At 65.5% G+C, this 21,350-nt stretch carries 21 protein-coding genes and 1 pseudogene; 8 read left to right on the top strand and 14 right to left on the bottom strand.

Annotated elements, in window-relative coordinates; all coding sequences use genetic code 11:
• Positions 1 to 8 precede the first annotated feature (8 nt).
• From LMJ30_RS07725 to LMJ30_RS07710, 4 genes are all read right to left on the bottom strand, one after another.
• On the bottom strand, positions 9 to 1,421 hold the full coding sequence (locus LMJ30_RS07725; protein WP_229431762.1) for a TolC family protein: 1,413 nt from the start codon (positions 1,419 to 1,421) through the stop codon (positions 9 to 11).
• A gap of 2 nt (positions 1,422 to 1,423) precedes the next feature.
• A complete protein-coding gene (locus LMJ30_RS07720; RefSeq protein WP_229431761.1) occupies positions 1,424 to 1,795 on the bottom strand; it encodes a hypothetical protein in 372 nt (123 codons plus the stop codon).
• 96 nt (positions 1,796 to 1,891) lie between these two features.
• Positions 1,892 to 2,272 carry a hypothetical protein gene (locus LMJ30_RS07715; RefSeq protein WP_229431760.1) on the bottom strand — a complete coding sequence of 127 codons (381 nt, stop codon included), beginning with the start codon at positions 2,270 to 2,272 and terminating at the stop codon, positions 1,892 to 1,894.
• A gap of 32 nt (positions 2,273 to 2,304) precedes the next feature.
• The gene (locus LMJ30_RS07710; RefSeq protein WP_229431759.1) at positions 2,305 to 2,508 is read right to left on the bottom strand and encodes a heavy-metal-associated domain-containing protein; all 204 of its coding nucleotides are present in this window, start codon (positions 2,506 to 2,508) and stop codon (positions 2,305 to 2,307) included.
• Between the two features lie 143 nt (positions 2,509 to 2,651).
• On the opposite strand from LMJ30_RS07710, the gene LMJ30_RS07705 reads away from it, so the two are divergent.
• Both LMJ30_RS07705 and cueR read left to right on the top strand, forming a co-directional pair.
• Positions 2,652 to 5,024: a heavy metal translocating P-type ATPase gene (locus LMJ30_RS07705; protein WP_229431758.1), complete on the top strand. Its 2,373-nt coding sequence runs from the start codon at positions 2,652 to 2,654 to the stop codon at positions 5,022 to 5,024.
• On the top strand, positions 5,021 to 5,425 hold the full coding sequence (gene cueR, locus LMJ30_RS07700) for a Cu(I)-responsive transcriptional regulator (protein ID WP_229431757.1): 405 nt from the start codon (positions 5,021 to 5,023) through the stop codon (positions 5,423 to 5,425). The genes LMJ30_RS07705 and cueR overlap by 4 nt, the downstream gene beginning before the upstream one ends.
• Here the strand turns inward: cueR and LMJ30_RS07695 are convergent.
• The 4 genes from LMJ30_RS07695 to LMJ30_RS07680 are packed head-to-tail and all read right to left on the bottom strand — an operon-like array spanning position 5,415 to position 9,347.
• Complete coding sequence (locus tag LMJ30_RS07695) at positions 5,415 to 6,632, bottom strand: YbdK family carboxylate-amine ligase (RefSeq protein ID WP_229431756.1); 1,218 nt, start codon at positions 6,630 to 6,632, stop codon at positions 5,415 to 5,417. The genes cueR and LMJ30_RS07695 overlap by 11 nt on opposite strands.
• The gene (locus tag LMJ30_RS07690; RefSeq protein ID WP_229431755.1) at positions 6,633 to 7,838 is read right to left on the bottom strand and encodes a cation:proton antiporter domain-containing protein; all 1,206 of its coding nucleotides are present in this window, start codon (positions 7,836 to 7,838) and stop codon (positions 6,633 to 6,635) included.
• Positions 7,828 to 8,922 (bottom strand): hypothetical protein, encoded by a 1,095-nt coding sequence (locus LMJ30_RS07685; RefSeq protein ID WP_229431754.1) that lies wholly within the window; start codon positions 8,920 to 8,922, stop codon positions 7,828 to 7,830. The genes LMJ30_RS07690 and LMJ30_RS07685 overlap by 11 nt, the downstream gene beginning before the upstream one ends.
• The gene (locus LMJ30_RS07680; RefSeq protein WP_229431753.1) at positions 8,922 to 9,347 is read right to left on the bottom strand and encodes a hypothetical protein; all 426 of its coding nucleotides are present in this window, start codon (positions 9,345 to 9,347) and stop codon (positions 8,922 to 8,924) included. Before LMJ30_RS07680 ends, LMJ30_RS07685 begins: the two co-directional genes overlap by 1 nt.
• 298 nt (positions 9,348 to 9,645) lie before the next feature.
• On the opposite strand from LMJ30_RS07680, the gene LMJ30_RS07675 reads away from it, so the two are divergent.
• A complete protein-coding gene (locus LMJ30_RS07675) occupies positions 9,646 to 10,953 on the top strand; it encodes a hemolysin family protein (protein ID WP_229431752.1) in 1,308 nt (435 codons plus the stop codon).
• Positions 10,954 to 10,959: 6 nt separating this feature from the next.
• Here the strand turns inward: LMJ30_RS07675 and LMJ30_RS07670 are convergent, their stop codons facing one another.
• Together LMJ30_RS07670 and LMJ30_RS07665 are read right to left on the bottom strand one after the other, a co-directional pair.
• The gene (locus LMJ30_RS07670; RefSeq protein ID WP_229431751.1) at positions 10,960 to 11,475 is read right to left on the bottom strand and encodes a MarR family winged helix-turn-helix transcriptional regulator; all 516 of its coding nucleotides are present in this window, start codon (positions 11,473 to 11,475) and stop codon (positions 10,960 to 10,962) included.
• A 39-nt stretch (positions 11,476 to 11,514) separates the two neighbouring features.
• Positions 11,515 to 12,459, bottom strand: a complete 945-nt coding sequence (locus LMJ30_RS07665) for a methyltransferase (protein ID WP_229431750.1) — start codon at positions 12,457 to 12,459, stop codon at positions 11,515 to 11,517.
• A gap of 228 nt (positions 12,460 to 12,687) precedes the next feature.
• Between LMJ30_RS07665 and LMJ30_RS07660 the strand changes: the two genes are divergently transcribed.
• Positions 12,688 to 13,074, top strand: coding sequence for a cupin domain-containing protein (locus LMJ30_RS07660; protein ID WP_229431749.1), 387 nt, complete (start codon positions 12,688 to 12,690; stop codon positions 13,072 to 13,074).
• 8 nt (positions 13,075 to 13,082) lie between these two features.
• Here LMJ30_RS07660 and LMJ30_RS07655 read toward each other — a convergent pair whose 3' ends face one another.
• Complete coding sequence (locus tag LMJ30_RS07655) at positions 13,083 to 13,637, bottom strand: sugar O-acetyltransferase (protein WP_229431748.1); 555 nt, start codon at positions 13,635 to 13,637, stop codon at positions 13,083 to 13,085.
• A 190-nt stretch (positions 13,638 to 13,827) separates the two neighbouring features.
• Between LMJ30_RS07655 and LMJ30_RS07650 the strand changes: the two are divergent.
• Together LMJ30_RS07650 and LMJ30_RS07645 are read left to right on the top strand one after the other, a co-directional pair.
• Positions 13,828 to 15,798, top strand: a pseudogene (locus LMJ30_RS07650) (NAD-dependent epimerase/dehydratase family protein); the annotation flags it as partial.
• A complete protein-coding gene (locus LMJ30_RS07645; RefSeq protein ID WP_371872990.1) occupies positions 15,787 to 16,368 on the top strand; it encodes an SPW repeat domain-containing protein in 582 nt (193 codons plus the stop codon). The pseudogene LMJ30_RS07650 and the gene LMJ30_RS07645, both read left to right, overlap by 12 nt.
• Positions 16,369 to 16,379: 11 nt before the next feature.
• On the opposite strand, the gene LMJ30_RS07640 is transcribed toward LMJ30_RS07645, so the two are convergent.
• From LMJ30_RS07640 to LMJ30_RS07630, 3 genes are all read right to left on the bottom strand, one after another.
• Entirely contained in the window at positions 16,380 to 17,435 is a 1,056-nt protein-coding gene (locus LMJ30_RS07640) for a sodium:calcium antiporter (RefSeq protein ID WP_229431745.1), read from the bottom strand.
• Positions 17,436 to 17,573: 138 nt separating this feature from the next.
• On the bottom strand, positions 17,574 to 18,116 hold the full coding sequence (locus LMJ30_RS07635; protein WP_229431744.1) for a hypothetical protein: 543 nt from the start codon (positions 18,114 to 18,116) through the stop codon (positions 17,574 to 17,576).
• A 76-nt stretch (positions 18,117 to 18,192) separates the two neighbouring features.
• Positions 18,193 to 19,278 (bottom strand): tartrate dehydrogenase, encoded by a 1,086-nt coding sequence (locus tag LMJ30_RS07630; RefSeq protein ID WP_229431743.1) that lies wholly within the window; start codon positions 19,276 to 19,278, stop codon positions 18,193 to 18,195.
• 142 nt (positions 19,279 to 19,420) lie between these two features.
• Here LMJ30_RS07630 and LMJ30_RS07625 point away from each other — a divergent pair, with 142 nt between their 5' ends.
• Positions 19,421 to 20,377: a LysR family transcriptional regulator gene (locus LMJ30_RS07625; protein ID WP_229431742.1), complete on the top strand. Its 957-nt coding sequence runs from the start codon at positions 19,421 to 19,423 to the stop codon at positions 20,375 to 20,377.
• A 284-nt stretch (positions 20,378 to 20,661) separates the two neighbouring features.
• Positions 20,662 to 21,348 carry a haloacid dehalogenase type II gene (locus LMJ30_RS07620; RefSeq protein ID WP_229431741.1) on the top strand — a complete coding sequence of 229 codons (687 nt, stop codon included), beginning with the start codon at positions 20,662 to 20,664 and terminating at the stop codon, positions 21,346 to 21,348.
• The last annotated feature ends 2 nt before the right edge of the window (positions 21,349 to 21,350 follow it).

Genomic DNA, 21,350 nt, shown 5'->3' with positions numbered 1-21,350 from the left:
TTTCCAGCTTAATGTTGTGGCGCAGCGGAAGCGGCTGGCGCGGCGCTGGCGCGGGCGGCCGGGGCGTTGCCGCCGGTGCCGGTCATCGCAGCGTGCAGGGCCGAATCGGCCACCCAGTAGTCGCGCTGCGCTTCGATGGCGGCGTTGACGCTCATGATCTGGTCGCGCGCGTCGGCCAGCAGTTCGAATACGCCGATCAGCATGCCGTTGTAGCGCAGCAGCTGCTCGTCGGAGATGCGCTTCTTGAGCGGCACGATCTCGTCGCGGTAGTGGCGCGCCAGGTCATACGCGGTGCGGTAGGCGAGGTAAGACTCGCGCACCTCGGAACGGGCGTCGATGGCCGACGCCGCGGCCCGGTGCACGGCCTGCATGTACAGCGATTCGGCCTTGGTCACGCGCGAGGTACCCCAGTCGAACAGCGGGATCTGGAACTCGATCTCGTAACCCTTTTCACGCTCGCCGTCCGGCGTCGTGTTGTGCAGGTAGGACAGGTCGAGCAGGTTGACGAAGCGGGTGGCGCGCGTCAGGCCCAGCGACGACGCCAGGCCGGCCAGTTCCTTCTGCGCCATCAGCATGTCGAGCCGGTTGCTCATTGCCTGCGCTTCGGCGTCCGTCAGCTCGCGGGGCGCCGCTGGCAGCTCGGGCAGGCGGTCCGGCAGCTGGAACTGCGCCTGCTTGCCCCACAAGCCCATCAGGCGGGTCAGGCGTTCGCGCTCGGCTACTTTTGCCTGCCGCGCGCGGGCCAGCTGCGCCACCGCGTCAGCATAGAAAGCCTGCTCGCGCGACTGCTGCAGCTTGCTCCAGTTGCCGGCCGCAGCCATGCGGCGCGCCAGTTCGGCGCTGGCGTCGGCAGATTCCTTGACCTGCTCCATGTAGGCGGCGCTTTGCTCGGCCGCCACCGCGCTGTAGTAAGCGCGGCGGGTTTCGTCGGCCACGCGCAGCAGTTCGCCGGCGGTGCGCATCTGGGCTTGCTCGAAGCGGCGCTTTTCCAGCGGCAGCGTGATCGGCATGGTAAGCAGGCCCATCAGCGGCAGCGACAGGGTGCGCTCCAGCTCGATGCCTTCATGGCCCTTGACGCGGCCGAAACTGAACACCGGGTTGGCGACGCGCCCTGCCTGGACCAGGTCGGACTCGGCCACGCCCAGCTCGGCGTAGGACGCCTGCAGGCCGCGGTTGTTATTCAAGGCAATCTGGACGGCGCTCTCGACGGTGAGCGGCTTTGCCAGCAGCTCGGCCAGCTGGCGTTCCGCCGTGGCGTCGCCGGCAACCGGCTTCGCCGCGGGAACCGGGGTGGCGTTGCGCGCCTGCGCCAGCTTCTGCACCTCGCCGTAGCCGCCATCGGCGCTGAACGACGCGCAGCCGGACAGGAATACCGCCACCGCGGCAGCGGCCACGGTACGCGATGTCATCAATTTGGGCATGCTCATTCCTTGTGTTGGTGGCCGTGGTGCGGATCGTTCGCCTTGGGGGCCGGGGCAGGGGAAGCCGCCGGCGCCGGCGCCGGGGCAGGCGTGGCTGCGTGGCCGTGGTGGCCGTGCTTCATCGCGCCCATGTCGTGTCCGGCATGCTCGTCATGCGGCTGGGTCACACGCTCGTTGCTTTCTTTCCAGCCCACGGCGGGGTTGTCCTTGTCCGAGCGGTAGCCGGCAAACGCCGAGTCATAGGCGAGCGGTGCGGCCGGGGCGGCGGCATCGGCCGGCGCCAGCAGTGCCTTGTCCTGCGCGAGTGCGGCGGCAGGCAACTGGGCGCCCAGGGCCAGCATGGCCGGCAGGGCGAAGCGGATCAGTTTATTCATGAAATTCTCTCGTCAGTTGCGACGTCCCGGCATGCGCGTCGCCGCGCAGGGGGATCTGTTCAATAGCAAAGGCGGGCGCATTGCCGCCGGCAGATGTCAGGAGAAGGTGTGAGGCGGGCGCTCGAGCGTCCCATGAATGCAGCCGGTATCATGGGCGGCAACGTAGGGTATGCGCTCGGCGCCGTGGGAACTGAACTGGCCAAGGGGCGCAAGCGGGGTGAAGATCGCGGCGCCCACCGAACAGGAGGCGCAGGTGCTGCACTTGGCCATGCCGCCCGTCTTGGTGTCATCGGACTGCTGCGCCTTGTGATGGTCGCAGCCCATGGCACTGGACATGCCCGGGCCGGCGCGATGGCCATCGGCCGCTGCCACCTTCATCGGCCCCGGCTCGCACATGGACATGGATGCCGCGGCAAATCCCTGCAGGGGGAGTGCGAGCAGCAAGATCCAGACGAGAAATGACTTCAGGGCTTTCATGGTGGCGCAGTGTAACACGACTTCGGCTGTCGTTAGTGTTGCACGAGAGCAGCAGGATAGCCGGCCGCTTCCAGCGCATCGCACACCTCCGCCGGGTCGGCACTGGTGTTAATTGTTGCTGTGCGGGAAGTAAGGTCAAATTCCACGGCCGCTCCCGCATCCAGCTCCTTGACGGTTTTATTGATAACCCCCGTGCAATGGCCACAGCTCATGTCTGGAATGCTCAGTTTGATCATCTCGTGCTCCAGGAAGATTGGTGAAGACAGCATGATGCACCTTGCCACCGTGGGAAGGTCAAGCCTTGGCCACAAAAAATTTCCCTTGACCTTACAATGATGGGAAGGTCGATGCTGGTGTCAAGAATCAATTGGAGAAAGAAATGAACACAACGACCATCAGGGAAATGAACGTGCCGATCGAAGGCATGAGCTGCGCATCGTGCGTCGGCCGGGTGGAGCGCGCCCTGGCCGCGCTGCCGGGCGTGCATTCGGTGTCGGTCAACCTTGCCAATGAATCGGCGCGCCTGAGCGCCGATGGCGGCCTCAGCGCCGCCCAGGTGGCGGACGCCGTCAAAGCCGCCGGCTATGCGGTGCCGAGCATGGAGACCAGCCTGGCGATCGGCGGCATGACCTGCGCGTCGTGCGCCGGACGGGTCGAGAAGGCCCTGCGCGCGGTGCCGGGCGTACTCGACGCCAGCGTCAACCTCGCCACCGAGCGCGCGGTCGTGCGCACCGCCGGCGCGGCCGATACCGCGGCGCTGGTGGAGGCGGTCGCCCGCGCCGGCTATACCGCCACCCCGGCTGCCGGCGGACAGGCTGCGGCCGCCGGTCCGGATCCGGTCGCGCGCGACGCCTGGCAAATCGGCATCGCCATCGCGCTGACCTTGCCGCTGGTGGTGCCGATGGCCGCGGAACTGTTCGGCGCGCACCTGATGCTGCCTGGCTGGGTGCAGCTGATGCTGGCGACCCCGGTGCAGTTCTGGATCGGCGCGCGGTTCTACCGCGCCGCCTGGAAGGCGCTGCTGGCCCGCACCGGCAACATGGACCTGCTGGTCGCCCTCGGCACCTCGGCGGCTTACGGCCTGAGCGTGTTCGAATGGCTGAATGGCGCCGGGCACCTGTATTTCGAGGCGGCCGCAGTCGTCATCACCCTGGTCCGCCTCGGCAAGTGGCTGGAAGCGCGCGCCAAGCGCCAGACCACCGAAGCGATCCGCGCGCTGCAGGCGCTGCGTCCGGCCACCGCGCGTGTGCGTAAGGACGGCGCCGAGCGCGACATCGCGGTCGAGGCGCTGCGCATCGGCGACGAAGTGGTCATCCGGCCCGGCGAGCGGGTGCCGATGGACGGCGTCATCATCGAGGGCGCCACCCACGCGGACGAATCGATGCTGACAGGCGAAAGCATGCCGGTGACGAAAGGCAGCGGCGACACGGTGATCGGCGGCGCGGTCAACGGCGAAGGGCTGGTGGTGGCGCGCGCCACGGCGCTGGGCGCCGAATCGACCCTGGCGCGCATCATCCGCGCGGTGGAAGACGCGCAGGCGGCCAAGGCGCCGGTGCAGCGGCTGGTGGACAAGGTCAGCGCGGTGTTCGTGCCGGCTGTCGTGGTCATTGCGCTGGCTGCGTTTATCGGCTGGTGGCTGTACAACGGCGACTGGAGCGGCGCGCTGCTCAACGCCGTCGCGGTGCTGGTGATCGCCTGCCCATGCGCGCTTGGCCTGGCGACGCCAACGGCCATCATGGCCGGCACCGGCGTGGCCGCGCGCCGCGGCATCCTGATCAAGGACGCCGAGGCGCTTGAACTGCTGCACGGCGTCGAAATCGTCGCGTTCGACAAGACCGGCACGCTCACCGCGGGCAAGCCGCGCCTGACCGCGCACCTCGCGGCAGACGGCGACCACGACACTCTGCTGGCCTTGTCGGCTGCCGTGCAGCGCGGCAGCGAACACCCGCTGGCGCGCGCGGTGGGCGATGCGGCGAACGGCATGGCCATCGCCGCGGCCAGCGACGTGCAGGCGGTGCCTGGCCACGGGGTGACGGCAACGGTGGCAGGCGCAAGCTATGCGCTTGGCAACGGCCGCCTGCTGGAACGCTTCGGCGTCGCCGTGGATGGCCTGGCGGAGGCGGCAGCGCGCCACGAACAGGCCGGCGAAACCGTGTCCTGGCTGGCGCAAACCAGGCCAGAGGCGAAACTGGTCGGCATGCTGGCCTTCGGTGACGCGCTCAAGCCCGAAAGCGCGGAAGCGGTGCGCGCCCTGAAGGCGGCCAATATCCGCACCGTGATGCTCACCGGCGACAACCACGGCAGCGCCAGCCACATCGCCGGCCAGCTGGGCATCGACGAAGTCCATGCGCAGGTGCTCCCGGAAGGGAAGGCGGACGTCATCGCGCAGCTGCGGGCGAAAGGAAGGCGGGTGGCGATGGTGGGCGACGGTATCAACGACGCGCCCGCGCTGGCGGCGGCCGATATCGGCATCGCGATGGGCGGCGGCACCGACGTGGCGATGCACACGGCTGGCGTGACGCTGATGCGCGGCGATCCGCGCCTGCTGGCCGATGCGATCGACATTTCGCGCCGCACCTACGCCAAGATCCGCCAGAACCTGTTCTGGGCCTTTGTGTTCAACGCTGTCGGGGTGCCGCTGGCCGCATTCGGCCTGCTCAACCCGATGATCGCCGGTGCGGCGATGGCGTTTTCGAGTGTATCCGTGGTGAGTAACGCGCTGCTGCTGCGGCGCTGGAAGGGGGCGGCATGAATATCGGTGAAGCGGCGAAGGCCTCGGGCGTATCGGCCAAGATGATCCGCCACTACGAGGCGATCGGCCTGACGGGCGAGGCGAAACGCACCGGCTCGGGTTACCGCGTGTACTCGGTGCGCGAGGTGCAGATGCTGCAGTTTATCCATCGCGGGCGCGAGCTTGGCTTTTCGCTGGAGCAGATCCGCGCGCTGCTGGCCCTGTGGCAGGACAAGCACCGCGCCAGCCACGATGTGCGCATGCTGGCCAGGGAGCACATCGCGGAGCTGGACCGCAAGATCGCCGACATGCAGGCGATGCGGCGCACGCTGGAAAACCTCGCCAGCGCCTGCCACGGCGACGACCGGCCCGACTGCCCGATCCTCGACGACCTCGCCGCGGCGGTGACAGTCAAGGCTTAAGCTTGCCCACCCGTTCATCGGGCAGGTCGAACATTTCGCTGGCCACCCGCGCTATATCGTTGACGCCGGAGCCGGCGTCCATGTGCGCGGTCAGCCAGCGCGCCTGGCCGCCTTTGGCCATCAGCTCGCGGATTACCTCGCACGCGGTGCCAAAGCCGGGATCGAGCGACACGCCCGCCAGGCGCTGCAGGTCGTTCTCGACGACCTCCGACACCGGCAGGCGCGCGCCGTTCTCCGGATCGATCCAGATCGCGCTGACGCCTTCCTTGGCGGCGTTGAAGCGGTTCCACGCATACAGCTCGCGGCTGCTGTCCGATGGCCAGGCGCCGGGCCGGCCGTGGGCTTCGATGCATAGCTCGCGCGCGTAGCTTGCCAGCGCGGCCGCGTGGGCCGGGCGCAGCGGCGTGTCGAGCACGCGCAGTTCGACGGTGCCGTATTCGGGCTTCGGCCGCACGTCCCAGTAGAAGTCCTTGATCGAGCCGACGATGCCGTGCCCCGCCAGGCGGTCGAAATATTCCTCGAACCCGCTCCAGCTGCGGATCTCGGACGGCATCGTGCCGCTCATCGGGAAGGCGCCCACCACATTGCTGCGCGCGCTGCAAAAGCCCGAATCCTCTCCCTGCCAGCACGGCGAGTTGGCCGACAGCGCGATAAACAGCGGTGCGCGCTGGGTCAGCCAGGCCGCGATGCGGATCGCTTCGTCCCCGTCAGGCACGCCGATATGCACGTGCATGCCGAAGACGGTAAACAGCTTGGCCAGGTAGCCAAACTTCTTGGCCGAGGCCCGGTAGCGCTCCTTCGGGTAGATGCGCTGCTCGGCCCATTTCTGGAACGGGTGGGCGCCGCCGCCCGAAATGGCCGCGCCCACCTGGAAGGCGGCGCTGCGCACGGCCGCGCGGATCTCCTCGACCTGCGCGGCGGCCTGGTCGTAGCCGTCGAGGATCGAGGTCGCCACTTCCAGCATCGAGGTGGTGATTTCGGGCGTCGCGACCCATTCCTTCTTGCGCTGGTCGAGCAGGCGCAGGATATCGGGGGCTGCCGGCAGCAGGTCGTAAGTCAGGCGGTCGAGCACCATCAGCTCCAGCTCGATGCCCATCGACCCCATGCGCGAGTTGGCGAACGGCGGCAGGAATGCCGGCCCGGTGCCCGATACGGCCCGTGCCTGCGCTTCCTCCAGCGAGATGATCTGTTCGGCCTTATCGGTCATTTAGTCTTCCTCCTCGTGCGTTTCGCCCGCGATCTTCAGTCCCCACCAGGTGAGGGCAGGGGCGATCAGGACATTCAGTGCCAGCAGCGACGCGATCACCTGCGCCCCCGCCGGCCCAAGGCCGGTGTAGATGCCGAGGGAGTTATCGACCATCAGGGTGCCGAAACTGACCAGGGAGCACATCGACACCGCCATGGCGTTTTTCTTGCGCGCGCTCCACGCGCTGCTGCCGATCAGGGCGACCCGCGTGATGCCGATGCGCAGCGCAAAAATCAGCAGCGCCAGTCCCAGCACGGCCGGGTTTATCAGCTGCTGGATCTCGACCAGGGCCGCCGACATCATGAACAGCAGCGCATAACCGATGTCCTGCCCGGTTTTGAGCTGTGCCTGGAACACGTTGTCGCGCTTTTCTGCGTTGCGCAGCATGAGGCCCATCAGCAGCAGCGACAACAACGCGCTCGACGCGGTGACCGAGCACAGTCCCAGGTCCATCAGCAGCGCGGCCAGCAGCATGGCAGGGCGCTGGCGTGCAGGGGCGCGGGTGACGCGGGTAGCGACCGCATACAGGCCATAGCAAACCCCGGCGATAACGGCGCCCAGCGCCAGCTTGGTCAGTTGCCCGCCCAGCTCGGCGCCGAAGCCGCCGGACGCCGGGTCCTGCATCTTGATCCAGGCGAACGCCGGCCCCAGTGCGAGCAGCGCGATGACGTTGCCGATGCCGACCATGTTGGCCCCCGCAAAGGTGGCGACGCCGCTGGCGTTGGAGTCGCCCGCCATCGACGCGAAGATGATCGGGCTGGCGGCGATCAGCACCACCGCGATGAACGCGGCGTCGCCGCCGGGAAGGCCGAAGGCGAGCAGGCAGGCGAAGCTGACGGCGCCGCGCAGGACGCTGGCAAGCACCAGGCTCATGCCTTCGCGCCCGCTGCGCCATAGCCACTGCAGGTCCATCTTGCGGCCGACCTCGAACAGCACCAGCGCAGTGGCAGCGTTGAACAGCTCCTGGAATTGCGACAGCAGGAACGAGTCGACCAGCCCCAGCCCGCTCACCCCGACCAGCAGGCCGGCGATCACGGCGCCGTACAACTTGGGTAGCCCGCGCGACGCCAGCCCGAGGCCGATCAGCTGGGCCAGCAGCAGGCCGGCGCCGATGATGGCCAGTGGCGAAAACAGCCAGGGCGCCAGTTCAAAGATCCTATCGCTCATGGTCGGCACTCCAGGTATCGGCAATGCCGCTCAGTTCGCCCTCGATGGCGCGCAGCGCACCGCTGCTGGCGGCCAGCCCGGACGGCGTGTCGTAGCGCGCCGGCAGCGAGGTGCTGACCTGGGCGCGCACGGCCGGTTCGCCCGACTTTTGCGGAATCCACAGCTGGCCAGTGACGTTGGTGCGCTCGGTCCAGATGGCTGCATACTTGGCGCCGGAGCGCGGCGCCGCGGCCGGTGCATCGAGCAGCCGGAACGGCATCAGGAAGGTGGCGCCAGGGTAGCGCCGCGCCAGCTGGATCTGCATCGCGGCGCGCTGTTCGAGGCGGGCGTCTTCGCGCGCATGCGGCAGCGGCAATGGGACGCTGGCCGGCGCCATCGGCGCCATGCGCAGGCATTTGCCTTCGCTGCTCCAGCGCCAGCCGTCCGGCGCGATTTCGCCGGGCCGGCCCTTGAGGTTCTTTTCCCATGCCTGGCGCAGCGGCCCCGCTGGCGCGCCTTCGGCGGCGCGCACTGTCGACGCTACCTGCGCAATCAGCCGCCAGCGCCCCTCTTGCCAGGCGCGGGTGGCCGGACGCGGGGAGGGCGACCATGTCCATTCGGTTGCCGTCCAGACGCCAGGCTCGCGCATTTCGACAGTGGCGATACGCTGTATTTCACCTTCGGCCGGACCGGCCAGGTAGTGCGACTTCCATCCGCTGTGCCAGGCCGCGCCAGGCGACACCGGCGCCACGCCGACCCGCGGGCGCTGCCACGCCAGCCAGCCGGCCGCGCGCGATACGCAGGCGCCCTGGACGGCGTTGGCCTGCCAGCGCCGCATCTGCAGCCGGCCCTGCCAGACACACTGGGGCGCTGCCTCCTTCCAGCCGGCCGGCCCGGCCACCGCCGCGACGTCAGGGGCGCACTTGCGCGGGCGGTGCTGGGCCAGTTTGGCGAAATCGACAGTGTCGGATTGCGCCTTCGTGCGCTGTTTCACTGGCGCGGCGCTGGCCGGCAGCTGGCTTGCGAAAAGTGCGGCAAGCAGAGCGGCATGGCCGGTGCTAGAGGCCAGTACGCGCATGCGCCTGGAACGGGGGCTTGTCGCCATCAGTTGTTCTCCGGTGGTTTTCGGAACACGAAGGCGTCGGCAAACTGCTGCGCTTTTGTATTCGCCTTCGAGTGGATCAGGTTGCTGACCCCGATCAGGTTGCGGGAATAGATTTCCGCGAGGCCGTCGATCATCGAACGCATTTGTTCGCTTTGCGGAGCATAGCAGAAGCTGCTTCCGTCCGCGCTGACGACGCCGGCCGCGTACAGTTGGTCCAGCAGGCCTTGCGCCCCTTTCTCGTTCAGGTACAGGCGGCGCGCCACCTGTTCGGCGTCCCACGACAGTTGGGGTGCGCCGCGTAGCAGCAGCAGTGCCTCGAGGTAGGGAACGGACGGGATCGCGAGCAGGATGAAACGCTGCGTTTCTTCAGGAATTGGGCCCGGGCCGGTCAGGGTCATCGGCAAGGCGGCGGCGCCATACGGCATCGAAAGCGCACGTTGTGCGCGCTGTCTTTACCCTGGCTCCGCACTAAATAGTGTAAGAAAATCATCACGGTATTATACATTTGGACAAATATGATTGCCACCAATATGTGTTTGAGGCACAATGTGCTGGTGGGCAATTCAAGCGCTTTGATTGCTACGACACTGCGATGAGGTGTGTTACCGGGCCTCCTGCCCCCGGCTATGCCGGGGGCTTTTTTATGCGCGCCGCGCACGAGGCTGCGGGAGACTGTTGGTACAATCGCCATTCACGGGCCCAGGCCCACCCTTGGAATTTGCCATGGAAATTGCGCTCCTGTTCGGCCTGATCATTCTGAACGGCCTGTTTGCCATGTCGGAAATCGCCCTGGTCACCGCACGCAAGGGACGGCTGATGAAGCTGGCAAACGCGGGGGACGGCGGCGCCCAGGTGGCCATCGACCTGGGCGATGAGCCGACCAAATTCCTGTCGACCGTGCAAATCGGCATTACCTCGATCGGCATCCTGAATGGGGTGGTGGGCGAGGCGACGCTGGCGGCGCCGCTGGCGGCCTGGCTTCAATCGCTGGGCATGCCGGCGGCCGCGTCGTCCTACACGGCAAGCGCACTGGTGGTCATCGCAATTACCTACTTTACGATCGTCCTCGGCGAACTGGTGCCGAAGCGGCTCGGACAGATCAACCCCGAACCGCTGGCCCGCGCCGTGGCGCGCCCGATGCAGGTGCTGGCCATCGTCGCCAAGCCTTTCGTCGTGCTGCTGGCCTCGTCCACGCAGCTGATCCTGCGGCTGCTGGGCGTACAGGATTCGAGCCAGAAGCCGATGACGGAGGACGACCTGCACATGATCCTCGAAGAAGGTTCCGAAGCGGGCATCATCGAGCACAAGGAGCACCGCATGGTGCGCAACCTGTTCCGCCTCGACGACCGCCAGATCTCGTCGTTCATGGTGCCGCGCGGCGAGGTGGTGTGCCTTGACGTGAATGACGATATCGACAGCAACCTCAGGCGGCTGGAGGCGAGCCCGCACTCACGCTTCCCGGTGGTTCGGGGCGGATGGGACGAGATCCTGGGCGTGGCCACGGCGCGCCAGATGCTGGCGCAGGTGCTGCGCGGCGAACGCCCCGAGCTGGCCGGCAACCTGGAGCAACCGGTCTACCTGCCGGAGTCGCTGACCGGCATGGAATTGCTGGAGAACTTCCAGTCGTCCGGCATGCAGCTGGCTTTCATCGTCGATGAGTACGGGCAGGTGCAAGGCATTGTCACACTGCAGGATGTGCTTGAATCGATTACCGGCGAGTTCAAGACCCACCATGGCGAGGACGCCTGGGCGGTGCGGCGCGACGACGGCTCGTGGCTGCTCGACGGCCTGATCCCGATTCCGGAACTGAAGGACTGCCTCGACCTTGGCGAATTGCCGGAGGAAAGCCGAGGCCGCTACAACACGCTCAGCGGGATGATGCTGCTGTTGCTGGGCGATATACCGACGACGGGGGAAACCTGCGCCTGGGGCGGCTGGCAGTTCGAGATCGTCGACCTCGACGGTTTGCGGATCGACAAGGTGCTGGCGTCGCGCGCGGCGCCCGACAAGGGCCACGCCGCCGCGCGCTAGCAGGCTTTACAGTTCGGACAGCGGGACCTTGGCGCCGGCCGGATCGGCGCGCAACAGCGAGATCACGGTGGCCAGGTCGGTCTCCAGGCGGTTCAGCGTGGCCAGGTCGAGGCCGGCGAGCGCACCCGGCAAGACACCGGCGAACGGGGCGGGGGCCGAATCGAGCACGGCGGCGCCGGCCGGCAGCAGCGACAGCAGCACGATGCGGCGATCGCGGCCGCTGCGGTCGGCCTTCACCAGGCCGCGGTCGAGCAGGCTTTTGACCAGGTTGCTGGCGGTCGACTGATGCACGTCGAGGGCACGCGCGAGGTCATTGACGCCGATGCCCGGCGTCGCACGGATCTCGCTCAGCGCCCACAGCTGTGCGCCGCCGACGCCGGTATCGCGCTCTACCTGGCGAAAGTGGGCTTTCACGGTGTTAAATACGATGCGGAACTGGCGCAGCACGCGTACGGCCGCGTCCTCGTCCGCCGATGGGACAGGTGCTTGCGCTGGAGTATCGTCTGGGGTAGTGCTTGTCATCTCGAAATCATAGCTGAAAAGCACCCGCGAGAGAATCGCTCAATGCTGCGGACGTTCGGCGCGCAACAGGACCGCGGCGAGGCGGTCGGCCGTGGCATACGCCTCGCTCGACAGTTCGGACCCGAAAATGTCGGGGTCGATCTCCTCGTAGGCCCAGTTGAAGCCTGCGCGGTCGAGCCGGGCGCCGGCTTGGCGCTGGAACAGGTCGGCGCCGTCAACGATGGCGACTCCGGTGTACAGCAGCAGGGCGCCGCCTGTTGCGAGCCGCTCGATCGCCGCATCGACAATGGCCAGCGACAAGCCCGCGCCAAACTCGCCGCCGCCGTGGCGGTAAGGCAGCTCGTCAGGGTCCTGTACATAGGGCGGGTTGGAAATGATCAGGTCGAACTCGCCGTCGAGGCCAGCGAGCAGGTTGCTGTGTTTGGTAACGACATTGCCGGCGCCGGCCAGCTGGCTGTTGATGCGCGTGAGCCGCAGGGCGCTTTCGTTGATGTCCGCGCCGATGACCTGCGCTGCGGGGAAGCGGCGCGCCACGGCGAGGGCGCCGGGTCCGCTGCCGCAGCCGATATCGACCGCGCGCATGACCGGGTTGCCCGGCACGGCCAGGCAGGCGTCGAGGGCGCGCACGAAGCGGTAGGTGTCGGGGCCGAAAAAGACCGCATCGTCGCTTGATGTCGGGTAGGCTGAATGGAAGAACAACTGGTCGCCGATGGTGGAGGCGCGCAAGGTGCTTTTCCAGCCATCTCCATGCGCGGCCAGGATGCCGGCGGCGCGCATCAACCCGACGGTGCCGGCATCGAGCGTGCCGTCGCGGAAAGGCCGGCTCCAGCCGAGCACATCGGCAAGCTTGCGCGCCCAGGCGTTTTCCGGCCTGTCGTTGACCCTGCGGTGGTTCGCCTGCGTGATCGTGGTGAAGCGGTAGCCGGAGGCCTGCAACTGGCGGCCCAGGGCCAGCAGTGCTTCATCGCGCAGTTGATCGCTCATTCGCCTTGCCTCGTTGGTGGTGGTTCCCGATTATTGCCTTAAGCTCAGCCGTAGCGTATCGGCACGCATGCTGGCAACTTGTAAGAGGGCGACTACGGGGCGCCGCGCGGGCAGCGGGCCCGAGCCAGCAGAATGCATGATTGTTTTCCAGCGTGGGTGACCTAGACTGGGAATTGCCATGCCACTGGCGCCATCTGGCCGCCGCATGCGCAGGAAAGGACGGGCACCATGCATATCGCCAAACAAGAAATCCCGGTCAAAATCGGCGGGCCAGGCGTCGCAGCGCGCCAGCTGACCGACTTCGGCGACGCCACTGGCTACGGCAAGATCAGCGGCGAGTTTTTCTCGCTGCCGGCAGGAATGGACATCGCCCCCTTGCTGCGCGGACTTGAAGGCGACCTGTGCCAGTCGCCGCACTGGGGCTACGTCATCAAGGGGGCGGTGACCGTCAGCTATGCGGACGGGTCACAAGAAGCGGTTCGCGCAAACGACATTTTCTATTGGCCGCCGGGACACAGTGTCAGGGTTGACGAAGATGCCGAGGTTATCTTGTTCAGCCCGCAGCACGAGCACACCAGGGTGCTCGACCACATGATTGGGAAACTGCAGTCGTAGCGGCGGTGCTATAAGCTCCGAATCACTTTGCAGGGATTTCCTGCCGCAAAAACGCCCGCTGGAATATCCCTCACCACCACGCTGCCTGCGCCAATCACGGCGCCGTCACCGATGCTGACGCCTGGGCAAATGACCGCCGCGCCCCCGATCCAGACGTCGTTGCCGATGCGAATCGCCTTGCCGGATTCGACCCCGCTGCGCCGCTCGACACGATCCATCGGATGGGTGGCGGTGTAGATTTGCACTGCCGGGCCGAACATCACATTGTTCCCGATGACGACCTTGGCCACATCCAGCACGACGCAGTTGAAATTGAAGTAGACACCGTTGCCCAATTCGATATTGGTGCCGTAGTCGCAGGCGAACGGCGGGGTGACATACGCATTGGTCGACGCGCCGAACAAGCTGGACACAAGTTCCTGCCGCTGCGCCTCTGGAGCGCGCGGGGAGAGGGCATTCAACTGCTGGCACAGTTCGCGTGCCCGGAGGCGCTCCTCGACCAACTGCGGGTCGAGCGAGTTGTAGGGCTCTTCTGCCAGCATCTTTTCTTTTTCAGTGCGCATCCGGCGTATCCTTGTTCAAGTCTGGAGGCCTTGATGGTAGCAGGCCGGACTGCCTGTATGCCGGTTCCACGCGGATACTGTCATCGCGGCGCCGAAAAAGTTGCATCCGGTATCCACGCCGCCATCAATGTCACACGCATTTGCGGCGCTATACTGAAAGGAACGGGTAGCGTGCCGCGGGAGGCGATGCATGGCTTCAGATAAACCTGTCGTATTGGTTACCGGATCGGAAGGGCGGATCGGGCGCGCCATCGCGGCCCGGCTGGCCGACGCCTACACGGTGGTTGGCTTCGAGCGCGAATGCAAGGGCGACGCCTGCATCAATGCCGACATCACGTCCGAGGAGGGACTCGCCGCGGCCTTCGCCGCCTTGCGCGAGCGATACGAGGGCAGGCTGGCGTCCGTGATCCACCTTGCCGCGTTTTACGACTTTTCCGGCGAACCCAATCCCCTGTATGAGTCGGTCAACGTCGAAGGGACGCAGAACCTGCTGCGGGCACTCCAGGGGTTCGAGGTCGAACAGTTTGTCTATGCCAGCACCATGCTGGTCCATGCGCCGGGGGCGCCGGGCCATCCCATCAGCGAAACCTCGCCGCTAGCGCCGGCCTGGCCGTATCCGGAATCGAAGGTGGCGGCGGAACGCATCGTGGCGCTCGAGCACGGCAAGATCCCTGCGCTGACGCTGCGGCTTGCCGGCGTCTACACCGACGACTGCGAGGTGCCATCGCTGGCCAACCAGATCCAGCGCATCTTCGAGCGCCAGATGCTCAGCCGTATATTCCCGGGCGACGCCTCTCACGGCCAGGCATTCGTACATATCGACGACGTGGCTGACGCATTCCGGGCCGCGCTCGACCGGCGCCGGCAGTTGCCGCCGGAGACAACCTTGCTGGTCGGCGAACCGGCCACCGAAAGCTACGAGGCACTACAAAACCTGATCGCCTGGCTCCTGCACGGCGAGCAATGGGAGACGCGTTCGATCCCGAAAACCGTGGCCGCGGCCGGCGCCTGGCTGGAAACCAAGGCCGAGGCGGTGGTGCCCGACGCAATTGACCGCGGCGTGCAGCCATTCATCCGGCCATTCATGGTTCAACTTGCCGACGACCACTACGAGCTCGACATTTCCCGCGCAGAATCCATGCTCGGATGGCGGCCGCAGCATACCCTTCGGCGCGGGCTCCAGGCCATGATCGCGCGGCTGCGCGCCGACCCGGCAGGCTGGTACCAGCGCAACAAGATCCCGCTGCCGCTGTGGATGGAAGCCGCGCCCGACACGGGCCACGGCGGCGCCCGCGTGCTGGCCGAGTACCAGCGCCTCGACCGAACTGAACACCAGCGCACCCTGTGGTGCCATTTCGCGAACATTGCACTGGGCCTGTGGCTGATCGCCAGTCCGTTCGCGCTCGGCCTCGCGCAGCAGTGGATGGAGCAGGGCGCGCTACTGGCCCCTAACGGGCGCGGCCTCGCCTATTCCGCCACCTGGATGACGGCCAGCGAGATGCTGACCGGCGCGCTGGTGGTACTGTTCGCCACACTGTCGCTGTCACGCGACGCCGGCTGGGCGCGCTGGGCAACGGCCGCGCTCGGACTGTGGCTGCTGTACGCTCCGATCGTGCTGTGGACCCCGAGCGCGGCCGCGTACGCCAGCGACACCATTGTGGGCTCGCTGCTGATCATATTTGCGGTGGCGGTGCCGCCTGCGCCAGGCATCAGCCCGGTCGCCAGGGTCAGCGGACCGGACGCGCCGCCCGGCTGGGATTACAGCCCGTCGGGCTGGACCAACCGACTGCCGATCATCGCGCTGGCGTTCGTCGGGCTGTTCATCTCGCGCTACCTGGCGGCGTATCAGCTGGGCCATATCGATGCCGCATGGGACCCGTTCTTTGGCACAGGCACTGAGCGCATTATCACCTCATCTGTATCGGAAGCGTGGCCGGTATCCGACGCCGGGCTCGGCGCAACGGTGTACGCGCTTGAGATCGTCACCGGCGTCATTGGCGACAAGCGCCGATGACGCACCATGCCGTGGCTGGTACTGCTGTTTGGCATCCTGATCGTGCCCCTTGGTGCGGTCAGCGTGTTCTTCATCATCATCCAACCGGTGGTAATCGGCACATGGTGCACCTTGTGCCTGGTGGGCGCGCTGGCCATGCTGCTGCAGATCCCGTATTCGTTCGACGAAATCCTGGCGACCCTGCAGTTCCTGAAAGCGCGCCGGCTGCAAGGGCGGCCATGGTGGTATGTGCTGCTGCGCGGTGACACGATGGAAGGCGGAAACGCCGATTACTCCGACAACTTTGCGGCGCCGGCCCGGACCATATTGCGCGAAATGCTGCTGACCGGGGTCAGCGTTCCGTGGACCCTTGCGCTGTGCACCCTGGCAGGCGTGGTACTGATGTTTACGCGGGTGCTGTTCGGTACGGCAGGGCAGGCCGCCGACAACGACCACATTATCGGATCGCTGGTCATCACCTTCAGCATCATGGCGTGGGGAGAGATGGCGCGGCCACTGCGCTTTGCCAACATCGGCTTCGGGGCATGGCTGATGCTGGCGCCCTGGGTACTTGAGGGATATTCAGGCATGGCCACGGGGGCCTCGCTGCTCCTCGGCGCCGCACTGGTGCTGTTGTCGTATCCGCCCGGGCGGATCAAGACCCACTATGGGGCGTGGGACAAGATTGCGCACCTGACCCCGCGGCTGACTCACCGGCCGCGGCATGCTCACGGCTAGCGAGGCTGCCATCAGCGCAGCTGGAACAACAGCATCATGCCCCCGGCGTACACCGCGAGAATGACGAGCGAATCGACGCCAAAGCGGGCAATCGTGCGGTTGTTGCGTTCGACCAGGCCGATCAGGTAAATCATCGCCATCAGGATGCACAACAGCGCGGCGAGCAGGGAAAAGTCGCCCGCCAGGCTGAGTACCGGTGGCCCGCGGTAGACTGCGTCGACAAGGAATATCAGCATCACGTTGAACATGCTGGTACCCATGATGTCTGCAATCGCCATCTCATAGCGGCGCAACCGCATTGCAGCGATAACGGTGCTCAGTTCGGGCAGTGACGTGGCCAGCGCGAGCAATGCGGCGCCAATGAAATTCGCGCCGAGGCCCGACTGGTCGGCGATTGCGTCGGCGGTGGAACTAAGCGCGAAACCCGCGGCCAGGATAACGAGCGCGGCCACGATGGTGCCGCGGGCGACGCCGCGCAGCGAGCGCCCGCCTCGCGCGCCTTCCTCGATTACCGGGGCGGCCGGCTCCTCGGCAGGCTTGAGGCCCTCACGCAACTGCCATGGGAGCCGTGAGCTGGCCACAGATATCTTCCAGACCGAGAAGCCATATGCCAGCAGGAGGGCCCAGGACCATAGCCCCGCGCCGCCGACCAGGTAGTCCTTGGTAACGATGGCAACGGCAACGATCACCAGCAACAGCGTGCTGAATGCCCCCTGCAGCAGCAAGCCGGGTGTTGCGGCGATGACAGTCAATGCTTCCCTGCCGATGAATCCGTCGACCCCGGCAAGAATCGCCTTTTGCATCGCGATACCCCCGAGCAGGTTATTGACCGCCAGGGCAGGGGTGCCGGAATAGGCCGCAAACACGCCCACGGCAATCTCGGGCAGCGAGGTTATACCGCCAAGCAATACCAGCCCGATAATGCCGCTGCCGATGCCGGTCGCGCGGGCGATCTGGTCGGCGTAGCGTGCGAGCCGGGCACCGGCAATCCACACCATGCCCGCAGCAGCGCTGAAGATGAGGAAATTGACGCCGATTGGATAGCTGCCGAAATCAAACCCTTGCATTGTGCTCCTCTGTTCGTCGCGCCCTTTGACTCTCCCGCCTGGCTTTTGGTGCACCCCAGCTGTGGTCACGGGGTCCATTCAAGCTAGACACGCGTGACCGTGGTTCGATCCCCGGCCGCGAAGAAGGCGGCGCTGACGTCAGCCCTGCACCACGCTGACACGGGCAAAGCGCAGGTTTTCCAGCACCCTGATACGCCCCTTCAACGGCCACCAGTCATACAGGAACACCTGGACTGGCCGCCACATCGCCACCCAGCCGATGATGGTGAGGCTCTCGTGGGCAATCCGCGCGGCCGGCTGCGGCACGAAAGTGGTCACTGCCTCAGCCAGCAGCAGGCAGGTGGTAACGAACACAAGGCCGATCGCCAGGCTGAGCCGCCCCTGGCGCAGCAGTTGCTTGAGTTCCCCGCGCACCAGGCCGATCTTGTAGCCATAGTAATTGTGGATGGCGTCCGCCACCAGCTCGCTGGCGCCCTGCGGCTGGTCAATTTGCTCGACGTGGATGGTCAGGTGCAGATGGCTGTCATGTGGCAGCGACAGCGCCCAGTTCTCGATGAAGGCCTCGCATGCGCGGTCGAGGTCTTTGTTCAGGAAAGGAGTCGGATCGAGCGAATTAAACAGCTGTACCAGCTCGCGAACGCGCAGTTCAAGCGTATGGGTAGGATGCTGGCTGATGTGCATGGCGTCGATAAGTTGCGTGGGCGTAAGCTGATCATACCGCAGCGCAGCCCGCGCCCGCCATGCCCTTGCGTGCTGGCTAGCGTTCGCCCAGCGCGGCGGCGATCGCTTTGCCGACGTCAGTGGTGCTCGCGCTGCCTTTGAGGTCAGGGGTAGTCGGGCCCCGCACCAGTACCGTTTCAATTGCCCGTATGATCGCATCATGCGCCGCGGTGTAGCGCGCGTCGCCATTCCCAAGGAAGTCGAGCATCATGGCGCCCGACCAGATCATGCCGATCGGATTGGCGATGTTCTTGCCGAAGATGTCAGGGGCTGAGCCATGCACGGGCTCGAACAGCGATGGGAAGCTGCGTTCCGGGTTCAGGTTGGCTGACGGCGCGATGCCGATCGTGCCGGTGCATGCGGGGCCAAGATCGGACAGGATGTCGCCAAACAAGTTGGAGGCCACCACCACATCAAAGCGCTCCGGCGACAGCACGAAGCGCGCGCACAGGATGTCGATGTGGTACTTGTCCCAGCGTACATCCGGATAGGCTGGCGCCATTGCCTCGACTCGTTCGTCCCAGTACGGCATGCTGATGGAAATGCCGTTCGACTTGGTGGCCGACGTCAGGTGCTTCTTTGGCCGGCTTTGGGCCAGGTCGAAAGCGTATTTCAGGATACGGTCGGTGCCCTGGCGCGTGAAAATCGCATCCTGCACCACAAACTCGCGGTCGGTGTTCTCGAACATCTTGCCGCCAACCGAAGAGTATTCGCCTTCGGTATTCTCGCGCACCACATAGAAATCGATGTCGCCAGGCTGGCGGTTGGCCAGCGGGCAGGGCACGCCAGGCATCAGCCGTACCGGGCGCAGGTTGACGTACTGGTCGAACTCGCGGCGGAACTTCAGCAACGAGCCCCACAGCGAGATGTGGTCGGGAACCTTGTCCGGCATGCCAGCGGCGCCGAAATAAATGGCATCGAAACCGTCGAGCTGCTGGCGCCAGTCGTCCGGCATCATCTGGCCATGCTTCAGGTAATAGTCGCAATTGGCCCATGCCATGGTCGTGAATTCGAGGACGAGGTCGAACTTGTGCGCGGCAGCTTCCAGCACGCGCATACCTTCCGGCATGACCTCATTACCGATGCCGTCGCCGGCAATCACTGCGATCTTATGGGTTTTCATCCTGGCGCCTCTTGCTGGTCGGAGAGTTAAGAACGAGTCAATCTTACTGCATACGACCTGAAATATAATTACCCAACATGTGACCCCATAGAACACGAAACGTGAATACTCCGGCCCAGCCATCCCCAGCCATCCCCAGCCAATGCGCTCCAACCTTAAACTGAACCAGCCGCTGCTGGAAGATCTCGACCTGTTCTGCGTCGTCGTGCGCAAGCAGAGTTTTGCCGCATCGGCACTGGAGCTGGGCGTGTCGAACGCGCTCGTCAGCAAGCGCATCGCCATCCTGGAAAAGACCTTGCAGGTACGGCTGCTGCACAGGACCACACGCAGGGTCTGGTTGACCGACCATGGGACTGTCGTCCATCAGTGGGCGCAGCGCATCCTGGCCGATGTTGACCAGCTTGCGGAAGCAATTTCGCAGAAAGGCAGCGCGCCCCGCGGCCTGCTGCGCATATGCACCAGTTCGGGATTTGGGCGCAATCGTGTCGCGCAAGCCATGTCCGCAATGGCGCGCGACTACCCTGAACTGGAAGTGCAACTGGAGTTGCTGGACCGCCCGGTCGACCTGATTGCGGAAGGATTCCACCTCGACATTCGTGTCGGACAAGTTCATGAACCGCATCTCATCGCCCGGCGAATCGCCGGGAATGCGCGCGTGCTGTGTGCATCGCCAGCGTACCTGGACGAGCACGGCACGCCGCAACAACTGGAGGACCTGGCGCGCCACCAGTGCATCGCGACCCGCGAGCGCGACCAGGATTTCGGGCGCTGGAAACTGACCGGGCCACATGGCCTTGAAACCGTGCGCGTCAAGGGTAGGCTATCGACAAACAATGGCGAGCTGGTCCATCAGTGGGCAATCGATGGCCACGGGATCATCTTGCGTTCAATCTGGGATGTGGGGCAAAGCCTTGCAGACGGCAGTTTGGTGAGGATACTTCCAGGGTACAGCCAGGAAGCGGATGTGTGGGCCATCTACCCCGCGCGGCTGGAAACCGTTGCCAATGTCAGGGTGTGCGTGCAATTCCTCGAAGCCTGGTTAGCAGCGCCGGCGCGCGTCCGTAATTTGCCAGCACGGCACGCGAATTTGAGACGATAAAAACGTCGCCGGACAGTCCAGTCATTCCTTTGGCTGAGATTGACGAGGAGTGAGCAAATGCTGCCATCATATTCGAGGCGACATTGGCGTTGCCCTTCAGCACGTCGGTCCACTGGTTGGACGAAGCGCCCGTGGTGACATCTGGCCCCGGGTGTTCGCGTGGCTAAACACGATTTCAGCAAGTGCTTGAGCCCGAACGTGCGGGAGGTAACCGACCGCACGGCAAGGCCCGCGCTACAACAGAATTCCCCGCTTAACTGACTGACGACATCAGGAGAATGATCTTGAACCAACCAATGCCCAGCCGTCCCAGCGTCCTCCTTTTCGACGTCAACGAAACCTTGCTCAACCTGCAGCCGCTGGAGGAGAGCGTCGACGCTGTCTTGCTCGAGAATGGCGCGTCCCGCCTGTGGTTCACGACAATGCTTCAGTATTCGCTGGTGATGACTGTCAGCGGCCAGTACCAGCCATTGGGGGAGATTGGTGCGGCCACCTTGCAGATGATGGCGAAAAACCGTGAGGTTGTGCTGGGCGCCGCTGAGGCGAAGGAAGCATTGAAGCCGATGCTCAGCCTGCCTGCACATGCCGATGTGCGCGGCGCGCTCGAACGGTTCAAGGCGGCGGGTTTTCGCATGGCGACGCTGACCAATTCCAGTACCGCGGCCTGCCGGGCCCAGCTCGACAATGCCGGCATTGCCGATCTGTTCGAACGCCAGCTGAGCGTGGAAACGCCGGCAAAATTCAAGCCTCACCGCGATGTGTACCAGTGGGCGGCGAGCGAGATGGGCGTGCCTGCGGGAGATTGCATGCTGGTTGCGGCGCACGCATGGGATGTCGCCGGCGCCGCCTGGGCCGGCATGCAGACCGCCTTTATCGAACGCGCGGGCAACCAGGTGTTTCCATTGGCGCACGCGCCAACCTTCAGCGCGTCGGACCTGGACGGCTTGTTCGAACAACTCGCTGGGAAATAGCC

Origin of the sequence: Massilia agrisoli (assembly GCF_020831365.1) — a bacterium.
Lineage (GTDB): Bacteria > Pseudomonadota > Gammaproteobacteria > Burkholderiales > Burkholderiaceae_D > Telluria_A > Telluria_A agrisoli.
Note: the sequence above shows the minus strand (reverse complement) of the source record. Positions and strands in the feature narration are given on the sequence as shown.

Excerpts from the sequence above, each read along its gene's own strand:
- LMJ30_RS07685 (WP_229431754.1), bottom strand. The coding sequence starts at position 8,922 with ATGGCGACAAGCCCCCGTTCCAGGCGCATGCGCGTACTGGCCTCTAGC.
- LMJ30_RS07670 (WP_229431751.1), bottom strand. The coding sequence starts at position 11,475 with ATGACAAGCACTACCCCAGACGATACTCCAGCGCAAGCACCTGTCCCA.
- LMJ30_RS07690 (WP_229431755.1), bottom strand. The coding sequence starts at position 7,838 with ATGAGCGATAGGATCTTTGAACTGGCGCCCTGGCTGTTTTCGCCACTG.
- LMJ30_RS07705 (WP_229431758.1), top strand. The coding sequence starts at position 2,652 with ATGAACACAACGACCATCAGGGAAATGAACGTGCCGATCGAAGGCATG.
- LMJ30_RS07680 (WP_229431753.1), bottom strand. The coding sequence starts at position 9,347 with ATGCCGTATGGCGCCGCCGCCTTGCCGATGACCCTGACCGGCCCGGGC.
- LMJ30_RS07675 (WP_229431752.1), top strand. The coding sequence starts at position 9,646 with ATGGAAATTGCGCTCCTGTTCGGCCTGATCATTCTGAACGGCCTGTTT.
- LMJ30_RS07720 (WP_229431761.1), bottom strand. The coding sequence starts at position 1,795 with ATGAATAAACTGATCCGCTTCGCCCTGCCGGCCATGCTGGCCCTGGGC.
- LMJ30_RS07710 (WP_229431759.1), bottom strand. The coding sequence starts at position 2,508 with ATGATCAAACTGAGCATTCCAGACATGAGCTGTGGCCATTGCACGGGG.
- LMJ30_RS07635 (WP_229431744.1), bottom strand. The coding sequence starts at position 18,116 with ATGCACATCAGCCAGCATCCTACCCATACGCTTGAACTGCGCGTTCGC.
- LMJ30_RS07625 (WP_229431742.1), top strand. The coding sequence starts at position 19,421 with ATGCGCTCCAACCTTAAACTGAACCAGCCGCTGCTGGAAGATCTCGAC.
- LMJ30_RS07695 (WP_229431756.1), bottom strand. The coding sequence starts at position 6,632 with ATGACCGATAAGGCCGAACAGATCATCTCGCTGGAGGAAGCGCAGGCA.
- cueR (WP_229431757.1), top strand. The coding sequence starts at position 5,021 with ATGAATATCGGTGAAGCGGCGAAGGCCTCGGGCGTATCGGCCAAGATG.
- LMJ30_RS07655 (WP_229431748.1), bottom strand. The coding sequence starts at position 13,637 with ATGCGCACTGAAAAAGAAAAGATGCTGGCAGAAGAGCCCTACAACTCG.
- LMJ30_RS07630 (WP_229431743.1), bottom strand. The coding sequence starts at position 19,278 with ATGAAAACCCATAAGATCGCAGTGATTGCCGGCGACGGCATCGGTAAT.
- LMJ30_RS07665 (WP_229431750.1), bottom strand. The coding sequence starts at position 12,459 with ATGAGCGATCAACTGCGCGATGAAGCACTGCTGGCCCTGGGCCGCCAG.
- LMJ30_RS07645 (WP_371872990.1), top strand. The coding sequence starts at position 15,787 with ATGCTGCTGCAGATCCCGTATTCGTTCGACGAAATCCTGGCGACCCTG.
- LMJ30_RS07640 (WP_229431745.1), bottom strand. The coding sequence starts at position 17,435 with ATGCAAGGGTTTGATTTCGGCAGCTATCCAATCGGCGTCAATTTCCTC.
- LMJ30_RS07725 (WP_229431762.1), bottom strand. The coding sequence starts at position 1,421 with ATGCCCAAATTGATGACATCGCGTACCGTGGCCGCTGCCGCGGTGGCG.
- LMJ30_RS07715 (WP_229431760.1), bottom strand. The coding sequence starts at position 2,272 with ATGAAAGCCCTGAAGTCATTTCTCGTCTGGATCTTGCTGCTCGCACTC.
- LMJ30_RS07660 (WP_229431749.1), top strand. The coding sequence starts at position 12,688 with ATGCATATCGCCAAACAAGAAATCCCGGTCAAAATCGGCGGGCCAGGC.